Genomic DNA, 21,347 nt, shown 5'->3' on the forward strand with positions numbered 1-21,347 from the left:
GGCCTCCCTTCAGGGCGCGATCAGGCGGCTGTGCTGCTCGAAGGCGCCGTGTGGCGTCTCGGCGGCATGGGTGAAGGCATTCCAGACGCCATGCGGCAGCTCGACAGCGGCCGCATAGGTGCCATCGGCGGAGGGAAGCAACGTCACGGTCCGATCCTCGCGGTCACCGAGCGGCCGCGTCAGGTCGACGGAAACGGCGCCGAGCGGAACGGGGCGGCCCGAGCGGTCCCGGAGATCGAGCGCGAGGCGGCCGGGCCGATAGGTGAGCGCCCCGTGCCAGCCGAGCGCCGCCTGCTCGCGGGCGAGCCTTTCCTTGCCGTTGAATTCCTGGCTCGCGACATAGGAGTTCGCAACGACCAGCCCCGTCCAGGTGCGGCTCGCCGAAACAGCCAGCCACAGATTGACGCCAACCACCACCCCGAAGAAGGCGATCATGCCGGCGAGGACATGCCAGCCGGTGATCGCGCGCCCCGTCGCGGCCTTGCCCGACGCCTCGATATTCAGGGATGCGGTCATGGCCGCTGCTCCTTAGGCTTCTCGAATTTCGCATGGGTCGAGGCGGCGGCCTCGCCGGACACGGCCCGGACCTCAAAGCTGAAATCGGTGACCGTGCCCTCCAGCGCCGCCGGGTCGGCGCGGACGAAGACGCGCGTCTCCATCACGGCGTCGGGTTGCAGCTTGAAGAGCAGCGAGGTCGCCGGCGGCTCGACCGTGTCGGCGCGCGTCATCAGCCCCTGCGGCAGCCCCTCCAGCGTGAGCGTCACGGTGCGCGGCTCGGCGCGCATATTGCTGATCTTGATCTTGAAGCCGTTGCGGATCGATCCGTCGGAGAGCAGGACATACTGCGGATTGCGGTCGTGAAGCGCGCTGATCTCGAGCGTCGAGCGCATGGATAGCGCGACCATCATGGCGACGCCGATCCCCCCCCAGACGAGGAAATAGACGATGGTGCGGGGCCGGATGATCGAGCGCCAGGTGGTGTGGCGGAGGCCCGCCACCAGCTTGCCGGTGGCGGTGTCGCGGATACGCGTGGGATCGACGGCGGTCGTCTCGGACGCCCCAGCCAGCGCCATGTTGGCGTTGTAGTCGTTCAGCGTCGCATAGGAGATGAGGCCGCGCTCGCGACCGATCTTGTCCATCACGCCGTCGCAGGCGTCGATGCACAGCGCGCAGGTGATGCATTCGAGCTGCTGGCCGTCGCGGATATCGATGCCCATCGGGCACACCGCGACGCAGGCGTTGCAGTCGATGCAGTCGCCGACCTTGCGTCCCTCGGCGGCGGCCTTCTTGGCGTGGCGCGAGCGCGGCTCGCCGCGCCAGTCATTATAGGTGACGGTGAGCGAGTTCTCGTCGAGCATCGCCGCCTGGATGCGCGGCCAGGGGCACATATAGGTGCAGACCTGCTCGCGCATGAGACCGCCGAAGACATAGGTCGTGGCGGTCAGGATGCCGACGGTGAAATAGGCGATCGAGGCGGCGCGCAGTGTAAAGAAATCATGCAGCAGCGTCGGCGCGTCGGCGAAATAGAGGATCCATGCGCCGCCGGTGAGAAAGCCGATGATCAGCCAGATGCCGTGCTTGGTGACGCGCTTCGCGAGCTTGCCGGCCGACCAGGGCGCCGCATTCAGCTTGATGCGGGCGTTGCGATCGCCCTCCACAGCCTGTTCGACGGCGAGGAACAGATCGACCCAGACGGTCTGCGGGCAGGTATAGCCGCACCAGGCGCGGCCGATGGTGGAGGTGACGAGGAACAGCCCGACGCCCGCCATGACCAGCAGGCCAGCGACATAGTAGAATTCCTGCGGCCAGATCTCGATGAAGAAGAAATAGAACCGCCGGTTGGCGAGATCGACGAGCACCGCCTGATTCGGCGAATAGGGCCCGCGGTCGAAGCGCAGGAAGGGCGTCAGGTAGTAGATGCCGAGCGTGATCGCCATGACCAGCCACTTGAAGCGGCGGAAGGTGCCGGTGGCGCGCTTCGGGAAGATTTTCGTGCGCGGCGCATAGAGCGGCTGCCGGATCTTCTGCGAGTTCACCGCCTCGACGTTGAAGCGCTCGGTCGCGCCGTTCGCGTCGGTCTCGGGGGCGTCGATACTGGTCACAGCCGGTCTCCGTGGGGTGCCGGAGCTTTCGCACGCGCCGTTGCCGACGGCGTTGACCTCGATCAAGCGCCCGGGCAGCGGTGGCTGTCCGGGCGCTTGACGTGTCGCAAGGTTGGGTCGCCGGAGCCTACTGGCCGCCGCCGAGCCCGTGAACATAGACGGCGAGTTCCTTGACGGTCGTGTCGCCGAGCTTCGCACCCCAGGCGGGCATCATGCCGAGCCGGGGATGGTTGACCTGCGCGATGATGCCGTCGACCGAGCCCCCATAGAGCCAGATCGCATTGGTGAGATCGGGAGCGCCGAGCTGCGGATTGCCCTTGGCCTCCGGCCCGTGGCAGGCGGCGCAGTTCTGCGCATAGATCTGCGCCCCCGCCTCCGTCTTCTCACCGCCCGGAAGGCCTGACAGCGAGGCGACATAGGTCGCAACGGCGCGGATCTGGTCGCGCGTCAGGATGCCGTCGGTGCCGAAATTCGGCATCGGGCTGTCATGCGTGTTCGCATCGAGCTGCGAGCGGGCGCCATGGGCGATCGTCTTGTAGATGGCGTCGATCGTGCCGCCCCAGATCCATTCGTCGTCGTTGAGGTTGGGATAGCCGAAGCCGCCGGCGGCGCCAGAGCCGTGGCACTGCGAGCAGTAGACCTTGAAGGCCGAGGCACCGCCGGCCGAGGCGAAGGCGGCGAGCGCCGGGTCGGCTGCGATGGCCGCAACCGGCATCGCCGCGATCTTGGCCAGCATCTCGGCCTGCCCGGCCTGCGCCGCGCTCACCTCCTGCTGCAGCTGGTCGCGTGCGGTGTAGCCGAGAATGCCCTTGGTGCCGCCCGAGACGATCGGCCAGGCCGGATAGAGCACCGTATAGACCGCCGCGAAGGCGATGCAGGCATAGAAGGTCCACAGCCACCAGCGCGGCAGCGGATTGTTGAGCTCCTTGATGCCGTCCCATTCATGGCCGGTCGTCTCGATGCCGCTGAGCTCGTCGATATCACGCTGCTTCATGGCGTCTGGTCCTTGCCGGTCTCGTCACGGAAGGGAATGAGCGCGGCGTCGCGCGCCGCCTCGCGGGCACGGGGCCGGAGCACCCAGACGACGGCGGCGAGGAAGATCGCCACCATGTAGACGAGCCCCCAGCTGTCGGCGAAGTGCCGCATGGTTTCGTAGTCCATCATCGATCCCCCTTAGCCGGCTCAGCGGATGTTGGACGTTTCGTCATAGCTGCTGAAATCGACCAGTGTGCCGAGCACCTGGAGATAGGCGATGAGCGCGTCCATCTCGGTGATCCGCTTCGGGTCGCCATCGAAATCCTCGACGCGGGCCTTCGGATAGCGCTCGAGCAGCGCGGTGGTGTCGCTGTCGGGCGAGGCCTGCGCGAAGAGATCGGCGCGGGCGTTGTCGATCATCGCCTGGTCATAGGGGACGCCGACCCGCGAATTGGCCACCAGCTCCGGGCCGATCAGGGTGGTGTCGAGCAGCGTGCGCCCGAGGAAGGCGTAGCTCGGCATGATCGATTCCGGCACGACCGCACGCGGATCATTCAGGTGATCGACATGCCACTGGCTCGAATAGCGGTCGCCGACGCGGGCGAGATCGGGGCCGGTGCGGGTGGAGCCCCACTGGAAGGGATGGTCGTACATCGATTCCGCGGCGAGCGAGTAATGGCCGTAGCGCTCGACCTCGTCGCGGAACGGCCGGATCATCTGCGAGTGGCAGGTATAGCAGCCCTCGCGGATGTAGATGTTGCGGCCGGCGAGCTCGAGCGGCGTATAGGGCCGCATGCCGTCGACCTTCTCGATCGTGTTGTGGAAGAAGAACAGCGGCGCGATCTCGACGATACCGCCGATCGCGACGACGACGAGAGAGAGCACCAGGAGCAACGTGACATTGCGCTCGATGGTGTCGTGTTTGACGAGGATGCTCACCCTGGCGCTCCTAGACTGCGGGTTTGGCCTGCGCGAGCGTGCCGACGAGCGGCCGTTCGCTGCGCACCTTGCCGAGGATGGTCATGGTGACGTTGACCGCCATCACGATGCCGCCGGCGAGGTAGAGCACGCCGCCGAGGGCGCGCAGGACGTAGTAGGGATGCATGGCCGCCACGACCTCGGCGAAGGAATAGACGAGGAAGCCCTGGTCGTTGTACTCGCGCCACATCAGGCCCTGCGTGATGCCGGCGACCCACATGACGGCGGCGTAGATGACGATGCCGAGCGTCGCCAGCCAGAAGTGCCAGTTCACCATGCGCAGCGAGTAGAGCCGCTCGCGGTTCCAGAGGCGGGGCGTCAGGAAATAGACGGCGCCGAAGGAGATCATGCCGACCCAGCCGAGCGCGCCGGAATGCACGTGGCCGATGGTCCAGTTGGTGTAGTGCGACAGCGCGTTGACCGAGCGGATCGACATCATCGGCCCCTCGAAGGTCGACATGCCGTAGAAGGCCACCGCGATGACCATCATGCGGATGATCGGGTCGGTGCGGATCTTGTCCCAGGCGCCGCGCAGCGTGAGCAGGCCGTTGATCATGCCGCCCCAGGAGGGCATCCACAGCATGATCGAGAACACCATGCCGAGAGTCTGCGCCCAGTCCGGCAGCGCCGTATAGAAGAGATGGTGCGGACCGGCCCAGATATAGAGGAAGATCAGCGACCAGAAGTGGATGATCGACAGGCGGTAGGAATAGACTGGCCGGTTGGCCTGCTTCGGCAGGAAGTAATACATCATGCCGAGGAAGCCGGCGGTCAGGAAGAAGCCGACCGCGTTATGGCCGTACCACCACTGCGTCAGCGCGTCCTGCACGCCGGAGAAGGCGGAGTAGCTCTTCTCGCTGAACGGCGCGATCGGCATCGCCAGGTTGTTGACGACATGCAGCATCGCGACCGTGACGATGAAGGCGAGATAGAACCAGTTCGCCACATAGATGTGTGGTTCCTTGCGCTTCACGAGCGTGCCGAGGAACAGCACCAGATAGGCGACCCAGACGATCGTCAGCCAGAGGTCGACATACCACTCAGGCTCGGCATATTCGCGGCCCTGCGTGATGCCGAGCAGATAGCCCGTCGCGGCCATCACGATGAAGAGCTGGTAGCCCCACATGACGAACCAGGCGAGGCCGCCGCCGAAGAGTCGCGCCCGCGTCGTGCGCTGAACGACATAGAGGCTGGTCGTGAGCAGCGCCGAACCGCCGAAGGCGAAGACCACCGCCGAGGTGTGCAGCGGCCGCATGCGGCCGAAATTGAACCAGGGCTGGATGTTGAGGTCGGGATAGGCCATCTGCAGCGCGACGACGACGCCGACCAGGAAGCCGACCACGCCCCAGAACACCGTCAGGATCGTTCCGACGCGGATCGGGCCGTCCATATAGGCTTCGGGGTCGACCGGCGCCGCCGGCTCGAAGCTGGCGGAGCGTAGAAGGTAGAGCGTGCCGCCGCCCAGGCAGAGCGTCAGCACCCACATATGCGCACGGAACAACTCGTCCTGTGCCAAGCCGGCTGATACGACCGCCGCGAAAGTGGCGACCGCCAGCCCTATGATCCAACCGCTGTTTTTCACCCCAGCCCTCGCCCGCAGCCGACAATGGGAAACTCGTTCGGATGATGGGTAGGCGGCGAGGCGGGGCTGCCGCCTTGATCGAGGTCAAGGCCGGCCGGCACGGCCGCCAGCATGGTCGCGCGGAACGGGGCCACCGTGGCGAAAATGCCAATCGGTCGCAGGCGCCGCAGCAGACGGGACTTCGGCCAAGATGCTGATCGGCATCCTCCTCACCGGCCTCGCGATGGGCCTCGCCTCCAGCCTGCATTGTGCCGGAATGTGCGGGCCGATCGCCTGCGCCATGCTCTTCGGCGTCCCCGCCGATCGGCCGGCGACGCTCCTGATGCGCACGCTCCTCGCGCAGTCCGGCCGCGTCGCGAGCTATATGGCGGCCGGGGCCGCCTTCGGCGTGTTCGGCGCCGGCCTTTACGGCGTCGTGAACGCGGAGGCCGCACATCAGCTCATGCAATGGGTCGCGGCGCTGACGATCGTTTGGATGGGGCTCGCGGTCGCCGGCGTGGTTCCGGCCATGGCCGGGCTCGACCGTCTGCTGCTGCCGCTCGCGGGCCGGATCGGCGGCTGGCGCCTGCGCTTCGCCGGGGCCGGCCCGGCGCCGCTCTTCGCGGGAGGCCTCCTCTGGGGCGCCATGCCCTGCGCGATGGTCTATGCGGCGCTGCTCAACTCGCTGCTCACAGGATCGGTCGAGGGCGGCGTGACGCTGATGGCAGGTTTCGGGCTCGGCACTCTGCCGGCCGTCACGTTCGCGGCTCTGGGGCTCGACCGCCTTCGCCGCGTCACGCGCACGCCGCTCCGCCGCAGCCTCGCCGGCGCCGCGCTCGTCGCGGCCGGCATCGCCGGCCTGCTGCTCACCGCGCCGGGCGGCCCGCTCTGCCTGACGTAACCGGGGCGGCGTCCGTCACACGCGCTCAGCGCTGAAGCGGCGGTTTCCCTTCCCCGGCGTCTCGTCCCGTCCGGCGGCTGCGAGCAGCTTGCGGAAGGAAGGGCATTCGAGATGCGAAGGCGCCTTGCAGCGGGCGATGTGGCGCAGCGTCTCGGCCAGCGCGGCGAGCTCGCGCACCTGAAGATCGATCGCCTCAGCCTTATCGAGCAGCCTGTCGCGCGGCAGCTCGAAGCCGCCGGCCGACCCGAACATGGCGCCGATCGTTTCAAGCGGAAAGCCGGCCATCTTGCCGAGCGCGATCAGCTTCAGCTGCAGCAGCACTTCGGGACCGAACTGACGCCGGAGGCCATGACGCGAAACCGACGCGATCAGGCCGATCTCCTCGTAGTAGCGCAGCGTGGACGGGGCGACTCCGGCCCTCGCAGCGACCTCGCCGATATCGAGCAGATGCATGCTTGACCTCAAGTCGACTTGAATTCGTAGCCTAGTACGGACGATCAGACCGGGCAAGGAGACGACGATGGATGACGAGACGGATGCGGGTGCGGAACACACTGGGCTGAGGATGACGGCAATGCTGGTGCTCTCGATGCTGCTGGCCTCGCTTGGCACCAGCATCGCCAATATTGCGTTGCCGACACTGGCCAACGCCTTCGCGGCTCCGTTCACCCATGTGCAGGCGGTGGTGGTGGGCTATCTCGCGGCGCTCACGGTTACGTCGGTCCTGGCCGGGCGGTTCGGGGACCGGCATGGCCTGCTCCGCGTTCACCGGCTAGGGCTCGCCCTGTTTGCAGCGGCGTCCCTCGCCGCGGCCTTCGCTCCAACCCTGCCGCTGCTCGTTGCAGCGCGGATCGCGCAGGGCGCCGGGGCCGCTTTCCTGACGACGCTCGGCATGGCGCTGATGCGCGAGGCATTGGGCAGCGACCGTCTCGGCCGCGCAATGGGGCTGCTTGGAACAGTCTCGGCACTCGGCACCGCCCTCGGGCCGACCCTCGGCGGCGTGGTGATCCCGCTCGCGGGCTGGCGCTCCATCTTCCTGCTGCAGGTTCCGCTGGCCGTCGCCGCCCTGCTGCTCGCGACCGGAACGTCGGGCGGCAAGATGCCACCGCGCCCGGCGGCGACGTCTCCGCTGCTGGCCGGTCCACAGGTGGCCCTTCTCCCCAATCTCGCGGTCAATCTGCTGGTCGCGGCCGTTATGATGACGACGCTGGTCGTCGGCCCATTCTATCTGACCCTGGGACTCGGGCTCTCTCCGGCGACCGCCGGACTGGCGATGTCGGTCGGGCCTGCGATCTCGATTCTGAGTGGCGTCCCGGCCGGCCGGGCCGTGGATTTCCTCGGCACCGGCCGTGTCCTCGGCGGCGGGCTGGCGCTCATCGCCGGGGGAGCGCTGCTTCTCGCGGCGCTGCCGCCGATGGCCGGGATTGTCGGCTATGTCGTGGCCATCGCCGTGCTGACGCCGGGCTACCAGCTCTTTCAGGCCGCCAACAACACGGCGGCGCTGGCAGCGGTCGCGGCCGAGAGAAGAGGAACCGCCGCTGGCCTTCTGGCGCTCTCGCGCAATGCCGGCCTCATTCTCGGCGCCTCGGCGATGGGCGCCGTCTTCATGCTGGCCGCTGGCGGCGATGATTTCACCAAGGCCGCGCCGGCCGCGATCATCGCCGGCGCGAGCCGTACCTTCCTGCTCGGGTCAGCCATGATCGTCGCAGCGATGGTGATTGCCGCCTGGCCGGCACGGCACGCTGTCGCTGACGGCTAAGCCCTTCTCGAAGGGCGATCCGGTCGGGCCGAGCCGGGCGCGGATTTCCGGCACCAGCACGATCGGGCGAGGGTGATCGCGAGAGAGATCGTCCAGGATCGCGTCCTGCTGCTCGCGGTACAGGAAGCCGGTGACACCGGGCACCAGCCGCGGAAGCCCGCATTTTTGGCTCGAGATCGATGCCAGCGAGATGCCGCCCGTGCTCATGGCGTCGAACGCATTCAAACCGAAGAGGCGTTCGATCCCTCGATCGAGCACGACGAGGCGGCAGACTCCGGCAGGGAAGCGGCGCCGTCCTGCGCCGTCTTTCGCCCAGCACCGAGCGCTTCCGACACGGCCTGCGAGAAGGCCGGCATGTCCTGCTTGATGCGCTCCAGCATGATGGCGCCGGCCGTCGGCAGCGTGCGGCCCTGCCGCGCATAGACGGAGAGGAGCGGCGGCTCGATCATCGGATCCTGGATCGGGATGAAGACCAGTTCGCAGGCGCGCAGCTCCCGCAAGATGCCGATGGGGGAGCGCACGCCGACCCCGAGCCCCGCGCGGACGAGATTGGTGACCGCATCGGATGCGTTGGTCTCGATGAAGGACGGGCGCGCCGTCCAGCCATTGATGAGCGAATAGAGCAGCGTCCCGCCGCCGCTTCCCTCGCGCATCTGGACCATCTGCTCCTGCACGAGGTCGGACATCTTCACGCTCGCGCGGCCGACCAGGGCGTGGCCTGGAGCGGCGATGACGCCGATCGGCATTGCGAGTTCGCACTCGACCGAGACCTCGGCACGTCGGGGCGGCGCCATGGCGATGCCGATATCGGCGGTCCCCTCGGCGACGCTCGCCATCACGCCATGCGCGGTCGCGACGTCGATCGTGTAGGTGACCTTCGGGAACTCGCGGTGGAAGGCGGAGAGCATGGCGGGAAGGAAGTCGCGCGCGATGCCGTCTTCGCAGGCGATCGACACATGGCCGCGCCTGAGCCCGCGCAGATCGTCGATCTCGGACATGGCTCGATCGAGGTCGCGCTCCAGCCGCAGCACGTAGCGGTAGAGCACTTCGCCGGCCGCCGTGAGCCGGACGCCTTCGGCCAGCCGCTCGAACAGCCGGCACTCCATCTGATCCTCGAGCTTGAGGATCTGGCGATTGATGGCGGAGGCGGCGACGTTGAGCTGCTCGGCGGCCTGGCGCATCGAACCGCAGCGCACGGTCTCGCGAAAGTAGCGCAGCGCCACGAGATGGACGTGCATGAAGGCCGACATGGCGAGCGGAGCGTCCTTGCAGCCGTTTGCTATCCCCGATCTTTAGGCGCGACGGCGGGCTTGCGGCAAGCGCCCCGGCTTCAAACGCCGGCCGGCGGCGCTCGACGGCCGCTGGCTTCCAGCACCAGGATGGTCGTGCTCCCGCGTCGGATGCTCAGGCGACCGAACGGGCGGCAGCGTTCCTGTTGATGGCGAGGAAAGGGCGGACCTCCTGCTGGACCAGCGCCATCGAGCGCCGGACGTCCTCGGTCGCGAGGCCGGGGATCTGGACCATCACGTCGAGCTGGTCGACGCCGGTCGTCTCGACATAGGCATCGAGCTCGGCCACGACCTCCTCCGGCGATCCGACGATGAAGCTCGCAAGGCGCCGCTTCTCCGCATCCGTCTGCGGCGCCGCCGGCGCCGCGCCGCTCTCGACGGCCTGCTTGTGGTAGCCCTTGCCGAGCATCAGGCGGAAATAGCTCTGCGCAGCGGCAGCGCTCCTCTCCAGCGCCTCCGCCCGGGTCGGCGCCACGAAGACGAGGCGGACGCCGCGCGTGCGCCCCTTGCCGCCGCTCGCCCGGTAGCGCGAGATATAGGGTGCCTGGACATGCGGCATCTCGGCCTGTCCGACGACGAGGTTGATCCCGTTGGCGGCGAGATGATCGATCGTCCCCTCGTCGCGCGCGGCGGCGAAGATGGTCGATCGGATCGACGGATCGGGATTGGGCGAGATGGCGGGTCCGATCTCGCCGGCGAGAATCCCGAGAAGCTCGTCGAGCAGGGCGCGGAACCGCGCCGCCTTGGTGGCGCGATCCTCCTCGACGAGCTGGTTGGCGCCGAGGCCGACGCCGAACTCGACCCGCCCGTCGGTCAGGAGATGGAGCAGGCTCATCTCCTCGGCCGCCCGCTGGGCGCTCGTCGTCGAGAGCACCCGAACGCCCGTTCCGACGCGGATGCGCTTGGTGCGCGCCGCGATATGGGCGAGGAAGATCTCCGATGCCGGGATGCGGCCGTAGAAGGGATTGTCGGGCCGGACATGGTGATGCTCGCCGATCCAGACGGAGTCGAAGCCGAGCCGGTCGGCGTGATCGATCTCGTCGATGGCCGTGCGGATGGCGTCGCGGTCGCTGACGTCGTTCGCAGCCCACATCTGGTTCATGATGCCCATCGGCACAGTCGCAACCGCCTGCATGGCACGCCTCCCTCGTTCGCTATTCCGATGGCAACCGGCGGCGGATGAGCCAGGGCGCGAGCCGGCCCTCGGCGAACACCACCGCTCCATAGACGATCATGCTGATCGCAGTTCCGATGAGCACCGCCGCCCAGACCTGGGGCATGCGGTACTGGCTGCCATAAAGCACGATCAGATGCCCGAGCCCCCGATCGGCGGCGATCCATTCCGCCACGATGGCGGCGACGAAGCAGGCGCAGGCCGATAGCTTCAGAGCGCTGAAGACGAAGGGCACCGAGGCGGGCAGACGCACCATGCGCAGCTGCTGCATCGGCGTTGCCGACAGCGTGTAGAGCAGCTCGGCGACGTCGGCATCGACGTTGCGCAATCCGCGCAAGGCGTTGACCAGCATGGGGAAAAAAACGAGGAACACCGTCACGAAGATCTTCGGCGCCATGCCGTTGCCGAACCAGATGATCAGCGCCGGCGCCACCGCGACGATCGGAACCGCCTGCGCGGCGATGGCGAGCGGATAGATGGTGCGGCGGGACAGATCGGAATGCAGGAAGACGACGGCGAGCAGGAAGCCGATGACATTGCCGACCACGAAGCCCGTCAGCGCCTCGATGGTGGTGTAGGCCGCGTTGTAGACGAGCGCTCCGCCATCGGTCACGAGAGCTCCGGCGATCGCGATCGGCGAGGGCAGGATCAGCGGCGAGATCGCGCCGCTCGAGGCCAGGAACTGCCAGGCCGCTAGGACGACCGCCAGGACGACCATCGGGGCGAGCACCGCGCGCGGCCCCCCGAGCGCGCGAAGCCAGTCGGACAGCCGGGCCTGACGTAGGGTGGGCGATGGGGCGGCTTCGCTCACAAGGGCCATCTGCATCTCCCTCAGAGCTCGGCGGGTGCCGCGGTCCAGCGGTGCAGCAACCGCTCGGCCGTGACGACGGCGGCGAGGAGCAGCAGCGTCAGCGCGGCGGCGACGATGATGGCAGCCCACAGGGTCGGCAGCTTGAAGTACTGGCCCGAGATGACGACGAGGTAGCCGAGCCCGGTATTGGCGCCGATCCATTCGGCCACGAGCGCGCAGATGAAAGCGGCCGACGCGCTCACTTTCAGCGCGGCGAAGAGATAGGGCATCGAGGCAGGGATATCGACGATCTTCAGCCGCTGCCACCGGGTCGCCGACAGCGTATGCAGCATCTCGTGACAGTCGACATCGGCGGAGGCGAGACCGCGCATCATGTTGAGGAAGGCCGGGAAATAGACGGCGATCGACACGACGGCGATGACCGGCGGCAGGCCGCGCCCGAGCACGAGAACGAGGAGTGGCGTGAAGGCGACGATGGGTATGGCGCGCGAGATCAGCGCGAACGGATAGAACGCGTCGCGCATGAGCCGCGAATAGGAGAAGAGGATTGCCATGAGGACGGCGGCCGTGTTCCCGATCAGAAATCCTGCCAGGGCCTCACCGGTCGTGAACAGCGCATGCTTGGTCAGCACGGCATGGTTCTTGACGAATTCCGCGAGGATCGCATCCGGCGCGGGAAGGATGTAGCGCGGGATCGTGCCCGTCGCCGACAACACGGCCCAGAGGATGATCAGGACGGCGACGAAAAGCGCCGGCGGCAGGACGAGGCCGAGCGGCAGGCGGATGCGGCGGACGGCGACGGGCGATGGCCGCGCGGCTCCGGCTTCGGCCAACAGGATGCTGCTCATGTCCGCTCTCCACTTGTCTCGGTCGCCGGCCCGGCCGCTTTCGGCCGACGCCGCCGCCATTCCGGGCGACGGCGCTCCGTCGTCATGACGCCTACATTTTCGGCGGCGCGACCTTCTCGAGGATATCGGTGGTCAGAAGCGGCGTCGGATCGATCCGCGTGTCGGTGACCTTCGAGGCGACGGCGTTATCGGCGGTCTCGGCCCAGGTCTTGGGACTGACCCAGAACAGGCCCTTCTCGGCAGTCAGCGCGTCGGTCATGTAGAGCGCCTGCTTGTGCGCCTGGTAGGTCTGCTGCTCGATGTCGAGCCCGTCGGTGAACCCGCCCTCGACCATGAACTTCGCGGCCATGTCGGGATCCTTGAAGAAGGCCTCCCAGGCCTTGATCTCGGCGCGCAGATATTTGACCAGCAACTCCTTCTTCGCCGGATCGGCGAAGAAGCCGTCGGTCACGAAATAGGAGTCGTTCTGCGAGTTGAGGCCATAATCGCCGAACGAGAAGACGTTGACCGGAACGCCGGCCTGCTCGATCAGGCGAGGCTCGTTGAAGGCGAAGGTCGTGACCTCGCAGTCGATGCGGCCCGAGATCAGCACCGAGATGTCGTTCGGTCCGATCGTCGTCGTCTCGACGGTCGACGGATCGATGTTGTTCTTCGCCATGAAGAGGTCGGCGAAGGGCTTGGCCGGGGTCTTGATGCCGAGGCGCTTGCCTTTGAGGTCGGTCGCCTTCTCGATGCCGGAGTCCTTGCGGCAGGTCATGGCGACCGGCGTCTTCTGGAATTCGGCTGCGAAGACCTTGAACTTGCCGCCCTGCGCGGTGCCGGCAAGGATCTGCTCGGGATTGGAGATGCCGATATCGACGGTGCCTGCCGAGACCATCTGCACCTGATCGACGCCCTGGCCGGCCGGGATGATGGTGACGTCCAGGCCCTCGTCCTTGAAGTATCCCATCTTCAGCGCGTATTCGGGGCCGAAGCTTTCGACATTCGGCACATAGCCGAGCACGACCGAGAGCTTCTGCAGCTCCGCGGCGCCGGCTTGCGGCAACCCGGCCGCAGCCGATGCGGCGAGGGCGAGCGCCATCACGGCGCCGAAGCGGGGGATCCCCCTGGTCCTGTTGAGCGGCGTCGAGCCTGTCGGCATCAAGGTCTCCTGGGGCTGGCTTCAGGCGAAGGAAAGTTCGGTGGCGGGCCGCGACGCGGTCGGCGGCCCGTGCAGGGCATGGCGCAGTTCCGCCTCGTAGGCGACGAAGCGCGGGTCGTCCCGCATGGCAGCGGTGCGGTCGTGTCCGAAACCGATTTCGACGCGGTGCGAAATCCGGCCCGGCCGCGGCGACATGACGGCGACCACATCGGACAGGATGATCGCCTCGGCGATCGAATGGGTGACGAGCAGCAGCGTCGCGGCGGTTTCCTTGAGGATGCGCAGGAGCTCGAAATTGAGCTTCTCGCGCGTGATCTCGTCGAGCGCGCCGAACGGCTCGTCCATCAGCAGGAATCGCGGCTTCAGCGTCAGCGCCCTTGCGATCGCGGCGCGCTGGCGCATGCCGCCGGAGAGCTCGGCCGGGAAAGCCTGCTCGAAGCCCTTGAGGCCGACGAGCTCGATCGCCTCGGCGGCACGGCGCCGCCGCTCGGCCTTGTCGACGCCCGCGACTTCGAGACCGAGCTCGACATTGGCGAGGATCGTGCGCCAGGGCAGCATGGTCGACTGCTGCGAAACGAGCGCGAAGCTGCGCATGGCGCGCGCCTCGGATGGCGAGAGACCGCCGACACGTGCAGCGCCGGTGGTCGGCGCCACGATATCGGCGAGGATGCGCAGCAGCGTCGACTTTCCGCAGCCGGACGCGCCGATCAGCGAGGCCCAGCTTCCGACCGGGATCTCCAGCGAGCAACCGACCAGCGCCGTCGTGACCTGATCATCGCGCCGATAGACCATACCGACATCGCGGATGGATAGTCCGTCTCCGCTGAAGCGATAATCCATGACACGCCGTTCCATCGAACCGTCTGGCGCACGGCTCGCAGTTCATGATGGATGATCGGCCTGTCCTCGGGGCGCGCCTTGTGAGGCACACCTTTCCCGTTTCTTCCCTGCCGGCCCCACCGGGTCTTGTTTGGTTGTCCGGATCGCCACGTCGACTTTGTTCGTCGGTCGTTGATCCTGATCAATCCCTGTCTGCGGGTGCCGTGCCAGGGAAGTGTGCAAGGGGGCTTGTGGGAGCGAAAGTGCTGATTTCGATACGGGGCGTTGCGATATCGGCAACGCCCCCGTTGCCGTTTGTCTTCAGCCTGCTCCGCTCAGGCGAAGGCCTCGTCCTTGGCGAAGGCGCCCGCCTGCATGATCACCGGGATATGGCGGCCCTGTCCGGTGAGCAGCGACAGATCGGCGAGCGGATCACCGTCGACCACGATGAGATCCGCCACCGCCCCGACGGACACGCAGCCGATCTCTCCGCTCATCCCGAGCAGGGCCGCGGCCTCCACCGTCGCCGAACGGATGACGTCGATCGCCGGCAGGACGCGGCCGCGGATCACGAATTCCTCGGACTGATGGCGGTGCATGGGGCCGAGGAGATCGGAGCCGTAGGCCATGGGGACGCCAGCCTCCTTGAGGATCTCCAGCGAGCGCGGGCTGCGGATGCGGACATCGTCGATCTTGGCGACGGAATCCGGCGGCAGGCCGAGGCTCGCGCCTTCGGCCGCGAGCATCTCGTAGGTCACGAGGGTCGGGCAGGCGACCGCGCCCTTCTCCTTCATGAGAGCGGCCGTCGGCGCCTCGATGAGATTGGCATGCTCGACCGAGTGGACGCCGCACGCGACGGCGCGGGCGATGGCCTCGTCGGTATAGAGATGGGCGGCGACATAGGTATGCGCATTGCGCGCCTCCTCGACGATCGCCTCGATCTCGGCGCGTGAGAACTGGAGGACATGGATCGGATCGGTCGGGGACGCGACGCCGCCATTGGCCATGATCTTGATGAAGCGCGCGCCCTTGCGCAATTCGTCGCGCGCGGCCTGGCGGACGGATTCGAGCCCGTCGCACAGCCGGCCGAGCGAACCCAGCCTGTCCGCGAGGTCGTCTGCGGGCCGGTTGTCGTAGCGGCCGCGCAGATCGGAATGGCCGCCCGTCTGCGACAGGGCCTTGCCGCAGATGACGAGGCGCGGCCCGCCGATCAGCCCCTGAGCCAGAGCATCGACGAGCGCCTGCGTCGCGCCGCCGAGATCGCGTACCGTGGTGAAACCCCGCCGCAGCATGCCGCGCATGATGTCGGCCGCGCCGAAAGCGACGAGCGCATCCGGCAGACGGCTGTTGCGGCCGAGGTCGGCCGTGGTCGCGACGACATGAACATGACAGTCGATGAGGCCGGGCATCAGCGTGCGGCCCTTGAGATCGACGCGCCGCGCGCCGGCCGCGGCGATCGGGCGATCGGAGACCTCCGCGATCCGGCCGCCCTCGACGCGCACGAAGCGGTCGTGTTCGCCCTCCGCGCTTGTGCCGTCCAGGATACGGGCATTCTCGAAGACGACGGGCGTCGGGATGTTCATTCGGCTTTCCCCTTGCTGCCGGCCGCGGCCGTTGTCGCCGCCTTGATCTGTTCCTTGAGGATCGACTTCCAGAAGCGCAGCAGCCTGCGGAAATAGACCGGATCGTCGCGCAGCACCGTCTGGACGCCCATGCCGCGCAACAGGCAGAGCGTGGCGTTGAGCATCACCTCGATCTCGAGCGGGTTCAGCCCTGTCTCGTCGAAGAAGTGCCGCCAGATGGCGTCGAGGCTGTCGTGGAAATCCCGCGTCCTGGCGACCAGGCGGACGCGCAGGAAATCGTTGTGCCGCGCCGCGGTGACCTCCTCGAGCGTCAGCATGAAGAAGCGGCCCGAGAAGATGGTCCAGACGCGATCGATGAAATCGTCGAGGCTCAAGGAGCCGTCGCGCACCAGCGTCGCATAGGTGCGGATTTCCTGCGTGACGATGGTCAGATGACGGTCGAAGGCCTCTACGACGAGTTCGTCCTTGCCGGAATAGTGATGGGCGAGCGCGCCGCGCGTCAGCCCCGCCCGCGCCGCTATGTCGACGGTCGTGGTCCCGGCATAGCCTTTGGACAGGAGAAGATCGAGCGTTGCCTCCACGAGGCGGGCGCGGGTGGCGGAAGTCCGCTCCTCCTGGGTGCGCGATGTCTTGTCCGGTGCGGGCTCCATGCGCGGACGTTACCAGCCGCCAGAAAACATGCAAGCATGCATGTATGTATTGACAGTGCCGGCCGTCTTCGCCACTCTGCACTGCAGCATCCGGCACGCCACGACGCGTGGAGCGGTCGAGCTAATCGATTGTAGTGATCGCGATCCTGCGCGCCCGGAACGGGCAGGCAGTGATGTCCTACGACCATCGCGCCTCATCCCAAGATGACTCGCGATCAACTTCTACTTTTTACTTTATATCCGACCAAAATCGCGCCGACTCATTGTCGTCTCGGCGATCTTCCATGCGACCTTATCATCATCTGGCGCCTGATGCTCAATAAAAAGCCACATGATGACTTTGCTTTGATCTTTTGCAGCTGCCGCCTCGGTGCTAGCGTCGACGACACGTCCAGCGAACTCACGACGAGCGGCGGCGCAGCCAAGGCGACTGCTTCGCATCCCCGCAATTCCACTCGAAGGTGCGTGATGCCCGAGACCACTCTGGCGGCAGCCAATGTGAAGATCGTCCATGACAAGGCTCGCAACCTGAAGCGGTTCGGCGAACTGATCGAGGAGGCGGCGGCCAAGGGCGTCGATGTGCTCGTACTGCCCGAGATGGGGCTGCAGGGCTATGCGGACTTTGCTCTCGGCATGGGGTCGAAGCCCGCGGTCGAGCAGAAGCAGTACTACTATCGCGAAGCCGAGACGATCCCCGGCCCTTCGACGGATCACATCGCAGCTCTCGCGCGTCGCCATGGCATGACGATCCAGCTCGGTCTCGCCGAGCGCTCTCTGCATGGCAATGCAATTTACAACTCGACGGCGCTGATCGGACCGGGCGGTCTCGTCGGCATCTATCGCAAGACGCACAATACGTTCGAGTTTCCCTATTTCTCGCCCGGCGAGGAGATCCCTGTCTTCCGGACGCCGCACGGCACGCTCGCCAGCATCATCTGCTACGACCTCGCCTTCCCGGAGCTGATCCGTGCCTATGCGGTGAAGGGCGCCGAAGTCGTGCTCATGTCGACCGCCTGGCCGATGCGCGGGCATGACAGGGCAACCGACTATCACGGCTTCGCGATGGACCTCGCCGCGCAGTCGAACGCCTTCTTCAACCAGTTCTGGCTGGTCGTCTCCAACCACTGCGAGAAGGGCGCCTATTCGCAGGGCGTCGACTATTACGGCGGCAGCCAGATCGTCGACCCCACCGGCAAGGTCGTCGCCTATCTGGCGGACGAGGAGGGCCTCGTCACCCACACCGCCGATCTCGAGGCCGAGATCCTCGCTTCGCGCACCGAAGCCTTTTTCGGGCTCAACCTCCTCATGGATCGCCGCCCGGAACTCTATGGCGACGTCGTCGACGAGAGCCACCGCTATCCGCACGAGGCGCTGGCGCGAGGCCGCATCGCCCCGCAACAGGGGCCGGCGGAACCCGCGCTCGACCGCCGCCCCCGCCTCGCAAAGCCCGCCCGGCCCGCCTGAAGCGCCACCGCATCATGATCACAATCGAAAGCATCGAGGCTGCCGAGGCGCTGTTCTCGGTCCGCTACACCCCGGCAGAACGGGCGCAGATGGTCGGCAACCTCGAAGGCCAGATCGCCTCGGCGGTCGCGCGGCGCGCCGTCGAGCTCGAGAATGGCATGCCGATGGCGAGCCGCTTCGACCCGCGCCTGCCGACGACGCCGGTGCCCGCACCGCAGGCTCCGCTGGCCTTCTCCGCGGTCTCGGCGCCGTTGCCGGACGACGAGACCGACATCGCCTTCGCGCCGCTGACGCAGCTTTCCGCCTGGATCCGGTCCGGCGCGATCAGCAGCCGCCGGCTGACCGAGATCTATCTTCGGCGGATCGCCGCGCTCAATCCGCATCTTTTCTGCTTCGCCGTGGTGACGGATGAAACCGCGCTCGCCGAAGCCGACGCCGCGGATTCGCTGATCGCAAAGGGCACATGGCTCGGTCCGCTGCATGGCGTTCCCTATGGCCTCAAGGACCTGTTCGACACGGCCGGCACCGCCACCGGCTGGGGCGCCGAGCCGTTCCGCGACCGCGTTCCGGTCACGGACGCGGCAATCGTCACCAAGCTGCGTGCCGCGGGGGCCGTGCTGCTCGGCAAGACCACGGTCGGCGCCCTCGCCTATAACGACATCTGGTATGGCGGCCGCACCCGCAATCCCTGGAATCTCGAGGAAGGCTCGAGCGGGTCGAGCGCCGGCTCGGCTTCGGCGACGGCCGCCGGCCTTTGCGGCTTTTCGATCGGCACGGAGACGCTGGGCTCCATCACCTCGCCGAGCCAGCGCTGCGGTACCACCGGCCTCCGTCCGACCTTCGGCCGCGTCTCGCGCGCCGGCGGCATGGCGCTTTGCTGGTCGCTCGACAAGGTCGGCCCCATCTGCCGCGGCGTCGAGGACACTGCGATGGTGCTGGAGGCGCTCAACGGCTTCGATCCGGCCGACCGCTCCTCGATCGGCGCATCGTTCAACTTCGATGCCGCCGCCCCGCTCGCCGGCCTCAGGATCGGCTATCTGCCCGAGGCATTTGGCGAGGGCGCGACGGAGGTCGATCACCGCGCGCTCGCGGCGCTCCGGGGTCTTTGCGGCGAACTCGGCATCGAGGTGGTCGAGGCCGGACTGCCGGACCTTCCCTACGGCTCATTGATGAACATCCTCTACGCCGAGGCGGCGGCGGCCTTCGAGGGACTGACGCTCTCCGATCTCGACGACACGCTGACCTGGCAGGATGAGGGCGCCTGGCCCAACACCTTCCGCAAGGCGCGCTTCCTCTCGGCGGTCGACCATGTGCAGTTCGACCGTCTCCGCTACCAGGTGATGCTGGCGCTGGACGGGCTGTTCCGGGACGTCGACATCCTCATCGGCCCGTTCATGACCGGACCGATGCTGGTCGCCAGCAATTTCACCGGCCATCCCTGCCTGCATCTCAGGGCCGGCTTCCTCGATCTCGGCACGCGCAGCCCGGCCTCGCTCGGCGCCGGCAAGCTGACGACCGGCGAGGCCGATGATGCGGGGCCGCTCTTCCGCGTTCCGCAAGGCATCTCGTTGTGGGGCCGGCTCTTCGACGAGGGACCGATGCTTGCCCTCGGAATCGCGCTGGAAAAGGCGCTCGGCGTCGCGGCCGAGCGACCGCCGCTGCCTGCCTGAACCCTCCCGCCGCCCGCCGGGCGACGCGCTTCACCAAACCATGATGCCACGAACGGGGACGCTCCGATGAACCGCAGAGAACTCCTGAAATCCACGGCCTTCCTGGGCGGCGCCGCCCTGTTCGGAACGGTCTTCCCCGGTGCGACCTTCGCTCAGGAGACGCCCAAGAAGGGCGGAACGATCATCTGGGGCCATTCCGAGGTCACCCAGAGCCTCGACATCCACGTCACCGGCTCGGCCTCGACGCTGCGTCTCCTGCAGAACATCCATTGCTCGATCGTCACGGTCGACAAGGACTTCAACATCATTCCGATGCTCGCCGAGAGCTTCGAGGAAAGCCCCGACGGCCTCACCTACACCTTCAAGCTGCGCAAGGACGTCAAATTCCACGACGGCAAGCCGATGACGGCAGCCGACGTGAAGTACTCCTTCGACCGCGTGCGGGACCCCAAGACCGGCGCCGTCAATTTCGAGGTATTCAAGGACGTCGAGACCATCGAGACGCCGGATGACTATACGGTCGTCGTCAAGCTCGCCCGCATCAACGCGCCCTTCCTCGGGCGACTTGCCGAGAACGGCGCGGGCGCGATCCTCCCCGCCGGCTCCGGCGAGACGCAGGCGACGATGCCGATCGGCACCGGCCCGTTCAAATTCGTCAAGCGCGAGTTCGGCCACGAGGTCCAGCTCGCCCGCTTCGACGACTACTATGACGGCGCGCCCTATCTCGACGGCATCATCTCGCGCGAGATCACCGAGCCGACGGTGCGCCTGACGGGCCTGCGGACCGGCGAGCTGCACCTCATCAACGACATTCCCGCCGACCGCGTGGCCGAAATCGACGGCACCGACACGCTGCAGACGTTGAAGTGGTTCCCGCTCAATTTCGACTTCGTGAACTTCAACCACGACTACGAGCCCTTCAAGGACGCGCGCGTCCGCCAGGCTTTCGATCTCATGATCGACAAGGAGCAGCTGCTGCAGGGCGCGCTCTGGGACCAGGGGAAGCTCACCGCCTCGCCGAGCTTCCCGACCTCGAGTTCCTATGACGGCGCGCTCAAGAGCCGCCCGCAGGACATGGAGAAGGCCATGGCCCTGCTTGCCGAGGCGGGCTACGGCCCAGGCAAGCTGAAGCTCGTCTTCAAGACGACGACGAACTATCCCTACCATGTCGAGTCGGCTCAGATCATGGCCGAGTGGTTCCGTGCCGCCGGCGTCGAGATGACGATCGAGCAGCTCACCTGGGCCGACTGGCTCAGCCAGGTCTGGGTGAACCGCGACTTCCAGATCTCGATGATGAACTTCTTCACGCTGTGGGAGCCGGACTTCCTCTATTACAGCCTCTGGAACTCGACCGGCGCGTTCAACTACCGCAACATCAAGGATGCCGAGATCGACAAGCTGACGCAGGAAGCGCGCGGCACCGTCGATCCCGCCGCCCGCGCCGAGCTCTACAAGAAGGTGCAACAGCGCATCTTCGACCAGACGCTCGACGTGATCCTGTGGTTCCGCAACGGCACCATCGGCGCGCAGAAATCGGTCGGCGGCCTCGATACGATCGTGCATCCGAACGGCAGCAACCTGAACTTCCATAAGGTCTGGCTCGCCAGCTGACCTTGTCGGCG

Annotated in this window: 21 protein-coding genes; 5 read left to right on the top strand and 16 right to left on the bottom strand. The window is 66.9% G+C overall.

Annotated features, from left to right (window positions below; all coding sequences use genetic code 11):
* Positions 1 to 9 precede the first annotated feature (9 nt).
* The 6 genes from QO015_RS10955 to ccoN all read right to left on the bottom strand — a co-directional run bounded on the left by QO015_RS10955 (position 10) and on the right by ccoN (position 5,637).
* Positions 10 to 516, bottom strand: coding sequence for a FixH family protein (locus tag QO015_RS10955; RefSeq protein ID WP_266279453.1), 507 nt, complete (start codon positions 514 to 516; stop codon positions 10 to 12).
* Entirely contained in the window at positions 513 to 2,093 is a 1,581-nt protein-coding gene (gene ccoG, locus QO015_RS10960; RefSeq protein WP_266282369.1) for a cytochrome c oxidase accessory protein CcoG, read from the bottom strand. The genes QO015_RS10955 and ccoG overlap by 4 nt, the downstream gene beginning before the upstream one ends.
* Before the next feature lie 136 nt (positions 2,094 to 2,229).
* A complete protein-coding gene (gene ccoP / locus QO015_RS10965) occupies positions 2,230 to 3,096 on the bottom strand; it encodes a cytochrome-c oxidase, cbb3-type subunit III (protein WP_266279451.1) in 867 nt (288 codons plus the stop codon).
* A complete protein-coding gene (locus QO015_RS10970) occupies positions 3,093 to 3,266 on the bottom strand; it encodes a cbb3-type cytochrome c oxidase subunit 3 (protein WP_266279450.1) in 174 nt (57 codons plus the stop codon). Before QO015_RS10970 ends, ccoP begins: the two co-directional genes overlap by 4 nt.
* Before the next feature lie 18 nt (positions 3,267 to 3,284).
* A complete protein-coding gene (gene ccoO / locus QO015_RS10975) occupies positions 3,285 to 4,016 on the bottom strand; it encodes a cytochrome-c oxidase, cbb3-type subunit II (RefSeq protein ID WP_266279448.1) in 732 nt (243 codons plus the stop codon).
* Between the two features lie 10 nt (positions 4,017 to 4,026).
* Complete coding sequence (ccoN, locus tag QO015_RS10980) at positions 4,027 to 5,637, bottom strand: cytochrome-c oxidase, cbb3-type subunit I (RefSeq protein ID WP_266279447.1); 1,611 nt, start codon at positions 5,635 to 5,637, stop codon at positions 4,027 to 4,029.
* A gap of 190 nt (positions 5,638 to 5,827) precedes the next feature.
* On the opposite strand from ccoN, the gene QO015_RS10985 reads away from it, so the two are divergent.
* Positions 5,828 to 6,517, top strand: a complete 690-nt coding sequence (locus QO015_RS10985; RefSeq protein WP_266279445.1) for a sulfite exporter TauE/SafE family protein — start codon at positions 5,828 to 5,830, stop codon at positions 6,515 to 6,517.
* A gap of 15 nt (positions 6,518 to 6,532) precedes the next feature.
* Here the strand turns inward: QO015_RS10985 and QO015_RS10990 are convergent, their stop codons facing one another.
* A complete protein-coding gene (locus tag QO015_RS10990; protein ID WP_266279444.1) occupies positions 6,533 to 6,970 on the bottom strand; it encodes a helix-turn-helix domain-containing protein in 438 nt (145 codons plus the stop codon).
* A 67-nt stretch (positions 6,971 to 7,037) separates the two neighbouring features.
* On the opposite strand from QO015_RS10990, the gene QO015_RS10995 reads away from it, so the two are divergent.
* Positions 7,038 to 8,276 carry an MFS transporter gene (locus QO015_RS10995; protein WP_266279443.1) on the top strand — a complete coding sequence of 413 codons (1,239 nt, stop codon included), beginning with the start codon at positions 7,038 to 7,040 and terminating at the stop codon, positions 8,274 to 8,276.
* Here the strand turns inward: QO015_RS10995 and QO015_RS11000 are convergent.
* From QO015_RS11000 to QO015_RS11040, 9 genes are all read right to left on the bottom strand, one after another.
* Entirely contained in the window at positions 8,208 to 8,534 is a 327-nt protein-coding gene (locus QO015_RS11000; RefSeq protein ID WP_307289791.1) for a hypothetical protein, read from the bottom strand. The genes QO015_RS10995 and QO015_RS11000 overlap by 69 nt on opposite strands.
* The gene (locus QO015_RS11005; protein ID WP_266279441.1) at positions 8,498 to 9,526 is read right to left on the bottom strand and encodes a LysR family transcriptional regulator; all 1,029 of its coding nucleotides are present in this window, start codon (positions 9,524 to 9,526) and stop codon (positions 8,498 to 8,500) included. The genes QO015_RS11000 and QO015_RS11005 overlap by 37 nt, the downstream gene beginning before the upstream one ends.
* A 154-nt stretch (positions 9,527 to 9,680) precedes the next feature.
* On the bottom strand, positions 9,681 to 10,700 hold the full coding sequence (locus tag QO015_RS11010; RefSeq protein ID WP_266279440.1) for an LLM class flavin-dependent oxidoreductase: 1,020 nt from the start codon (positions 10,698 to 10,700) through the stop codon (positions 9,681 to 9,683).
* Between the two features lie 19 nt (positions 10,701 to 10,719).
* The gene (locus QO015_RS11015) at positions 10,720 to 11,559 is read right to left on the bottom strand and encodes an ABC transporter permease (protein WP_266279438.1); all 840 of its coding nucleotides are present in this window, start codon (positions 11,557 to 11,559) and stop codon (positions 10,720 to 10,722) included.
* Positions 11,560 to 11,570: 11 nt separating this feature from the next.
* Positions 11,571 to 12,398, bottom strand: coding sequence for an ABC transporter permease (locus QO015_RS11020; protein ID WP_266279436.1), 828 nt, complete (start codon positions 12,396 to 12,398; stop codon positions 11,571 to 11,573).
* A gap of 91 nt (positions 12,399 to 12,489) precedes the next feature.
* Positions 12,490 to 13,539 (bottom strand): ABC transporter substrate-binding protein, encoded by a 1,050-nt coding sequence (locus tag QO015_RS11025; RefSeq protein WP_266279435.1) that lies wholly within the window; start codon positions 13,537 to 13,539, stop codon positions 12,490 to 12,492.
* Positions 13,540 to 13,560: 21 nt separating this feature from the next.
* Positions 13,561 to 14,379, bottom strand: a complete 819-nt coding sequence (locus tag QO015_RS11030) for an ABC transporter ATP-binding protein (protein WP_266279434.1) — start codon at positions 14,377 to 14,379, stop codon at positions 13,561 to 13,563.
* Between the two features lie 314 nt (positions 14,380 to 14,693).
* Complete coding sequence (locus tag QO015_RS11035) at positions 14,694 to 15,941, bottom strand: metal-dependent hydrolase family protein (RefSeq protein ID WP_266279433.1); 1,248 nt, start codon at positions 15,939 to 15,941, stop codon at positions 14,694 to 14,696.
* The gene (locus tag QO015_RS11040; RefSeq protein WP_266279432.1) at positions 15,938 to 16,591 is read right to left on the bottom strand and encodes a TetR/AcrR family transcriptional regulator; all 654 of its coding nucleotides are present in this window, start codon (positions 16,589 to 16,591) and stop codon (positions 15,938 to 15,940) included. The genes QO015_RS11035 and QO015_RS11040 overlap by 4 nt, the downstream gene beginning before the upstream one ends.
* A gap of 468 nt (positions 16,592 to 17,059) precedes the next feature.
* Between QO015_RS11040 and QO015_RS11045 the strand changes: the two genes are divergently transcribed.
* From QO015_RS11045 to QO015_RS11055, 3 genes are all read left to right on the top strand, one after another.
* Complete coding sequence (locus QO015_RS11045) at positions 17,060 to 18,055, top strand: carbon-nitrogen hydrolase family protein (protein ID WP_266279431.1); 996 nt, start codon at positions 17,060 to 17,062, stop codon at positions 18,053 to 18,055.
* Between the two features lie 14 nt (positions 18,056 to 18,069).
* Entirely contained in the window at positions 18,070 to 19,725 is a 1,656-nt protein-coding gene (locus tag QO015_RS11050; protein ID WP_266279430.1) for an amidase, read from the top strand.
* Positions 19,726 to 19,791: 66 nt separating this feature from the next.
* Positions 19,792 to 21,336, top strand: a complete 1,545-nt coding sequence (locus QO015_RS11055) for an ABC transporter substrate-binding protein (RefSeq protein WP_266279428.1) — start codon at positions 19,792 to 19,794, stop codon at positions 21,334 to 21,336.
* The last annotated feature ends 11 nt before the right edge of the window (positions 21,337 to 21,347 follow it).

It is taken from the genome of Kaistia geumhonensis (assembly GCF_030815145.1).
Taxonomy (GTDB): domain Bacteria; phylum Pseudomonadota; class Alphaproteobacteria; order Rhizobiales; family Kaistiaceae; genus Kaistia; species Kaistia geumhonensis.

Excerpts from the sequence above, each read along its gene's own strand:
- QO015_RS11015 (WP_266279438.1), bottom strand. The coding sequence starts at position 11,559 with ATGGCCCTTGTGAGCGAAGCCGCCCCATCGCCCACCCTACGTCAGGCC.
- QO015_RS11010 (WP_266279440.1), bottom strand. The coding sequence starts at position 10,700 with ATGCAGGCGGTTGCGACTGTGCCGATGGGCATCATGAACCAGATGTGG.
- QO015_RS11035 (WP_266279433.1), bottom strand. The coding sequence starts at position 15,941 with ATGAACATCCCGACGCCCGTCGTCTTCGAGAATGCCCGTATCCTGGAC.
- QO015_RS11020 (WP_266279436.1), bottom strand. The coding sequence starts at position 12,398 with ATGAGCAGCATCCTGTTGGCCGAAGCCGGAGCCGCGCGGCCATCGCCC.
- QO015_RS11055 (WP_266279428.1), top strand. The coding sequence starts at position 19,792 with ATGAACCGCAGAGAACTCCTGAAATCCACGGCCTTCCTGGGCGGCGCC.
- QO015_RS11045 (WP_266279431.1), top strand. The coding sequence starts at position 17,060 with ATGCCCGAGACCACTCTGGCGGCAGCCAATGTGAAGATCGTCCATGAC.
- QO015_RS11025 (WP_266279435.1), bottom strand. The coding sequence starts at position 13,539 with ATGCCGACAGGCTCGACGCCGCTCAACAGGACCAGGGGGATCCCCCGC.
- QO015_RS11030 (WP_266279434.1), bottom strand. The coding sequence starts at position 14,379 with ATGGATTATCGCTTCAGCGGAGACGGACTATCCATCCGCGATGTCGGT.
- QO015_RS10970 (WP_266279450.1), bottom strand. The coding sequence starts at position 3,266 with ATGATGGACTACGAAACCATGCGGCACTTCGCCGACAGCTGGGGGCTC.
- QO015_RS10955 (WP_266279453.1), bottom strand. The coding sequence starts at position 516 with ATGACCGCATCCCTGAATATCGAGGCGTCGGGCAAGGCCGCGACGGGG.
- QO015_RS11005 (WP_266279441.1), bottom strand. The coding sequence starts at position 9,526 with ATGTCGGCCTTCATGCACGTCCATCTCGTGGCGCTGCGCTACTTTCGC.
- QO015_RS11040 (WP_266279432.1), bottom strand. The coding sequence starts at position 16,591 with ATGGAGCCCGCACCGGACAAGACATCGCGCACCCAGGAGGAGCGGACT.
- QO015_RS10985 (WP_266279445.1), top strand. The coding sequence starts at position 5,828 with ATGCTGATCGGCATCCTCCTCACCGGCCTCGCGATGGGCCTCGCCTCC.
- QO015_RS10995 (WP_266279443.1), top strand. The coding sequence starts at position 7,038 with ATGGATGACGAGACGGATGCGGGTGCGGAACACACTGGGCTGAGGATG.
- ccoP (WP_266279451.1), bottom strand. The coding sequence starts at position 3,096 with ATGAAGCAGCGTGATATCGACGAGCTCAGCGGCATCGAGACGACCGGC.
- QO015_RS10990 (WP_266279444.1), bottom strand. The coding sequence starts at position 6,970 with ATGCATCTGCTCGATATCGGCGAGGTCGCTGCGAGGGCCGGAGTCGCC.
- QO015_RS11050 (WP_266279430.1), top strand. The coding sequence starts at position 18,070 with ATGATCACAATCGAAAGCATCGAGGCTGCCGAGGCGCTGTTCTCGGTC.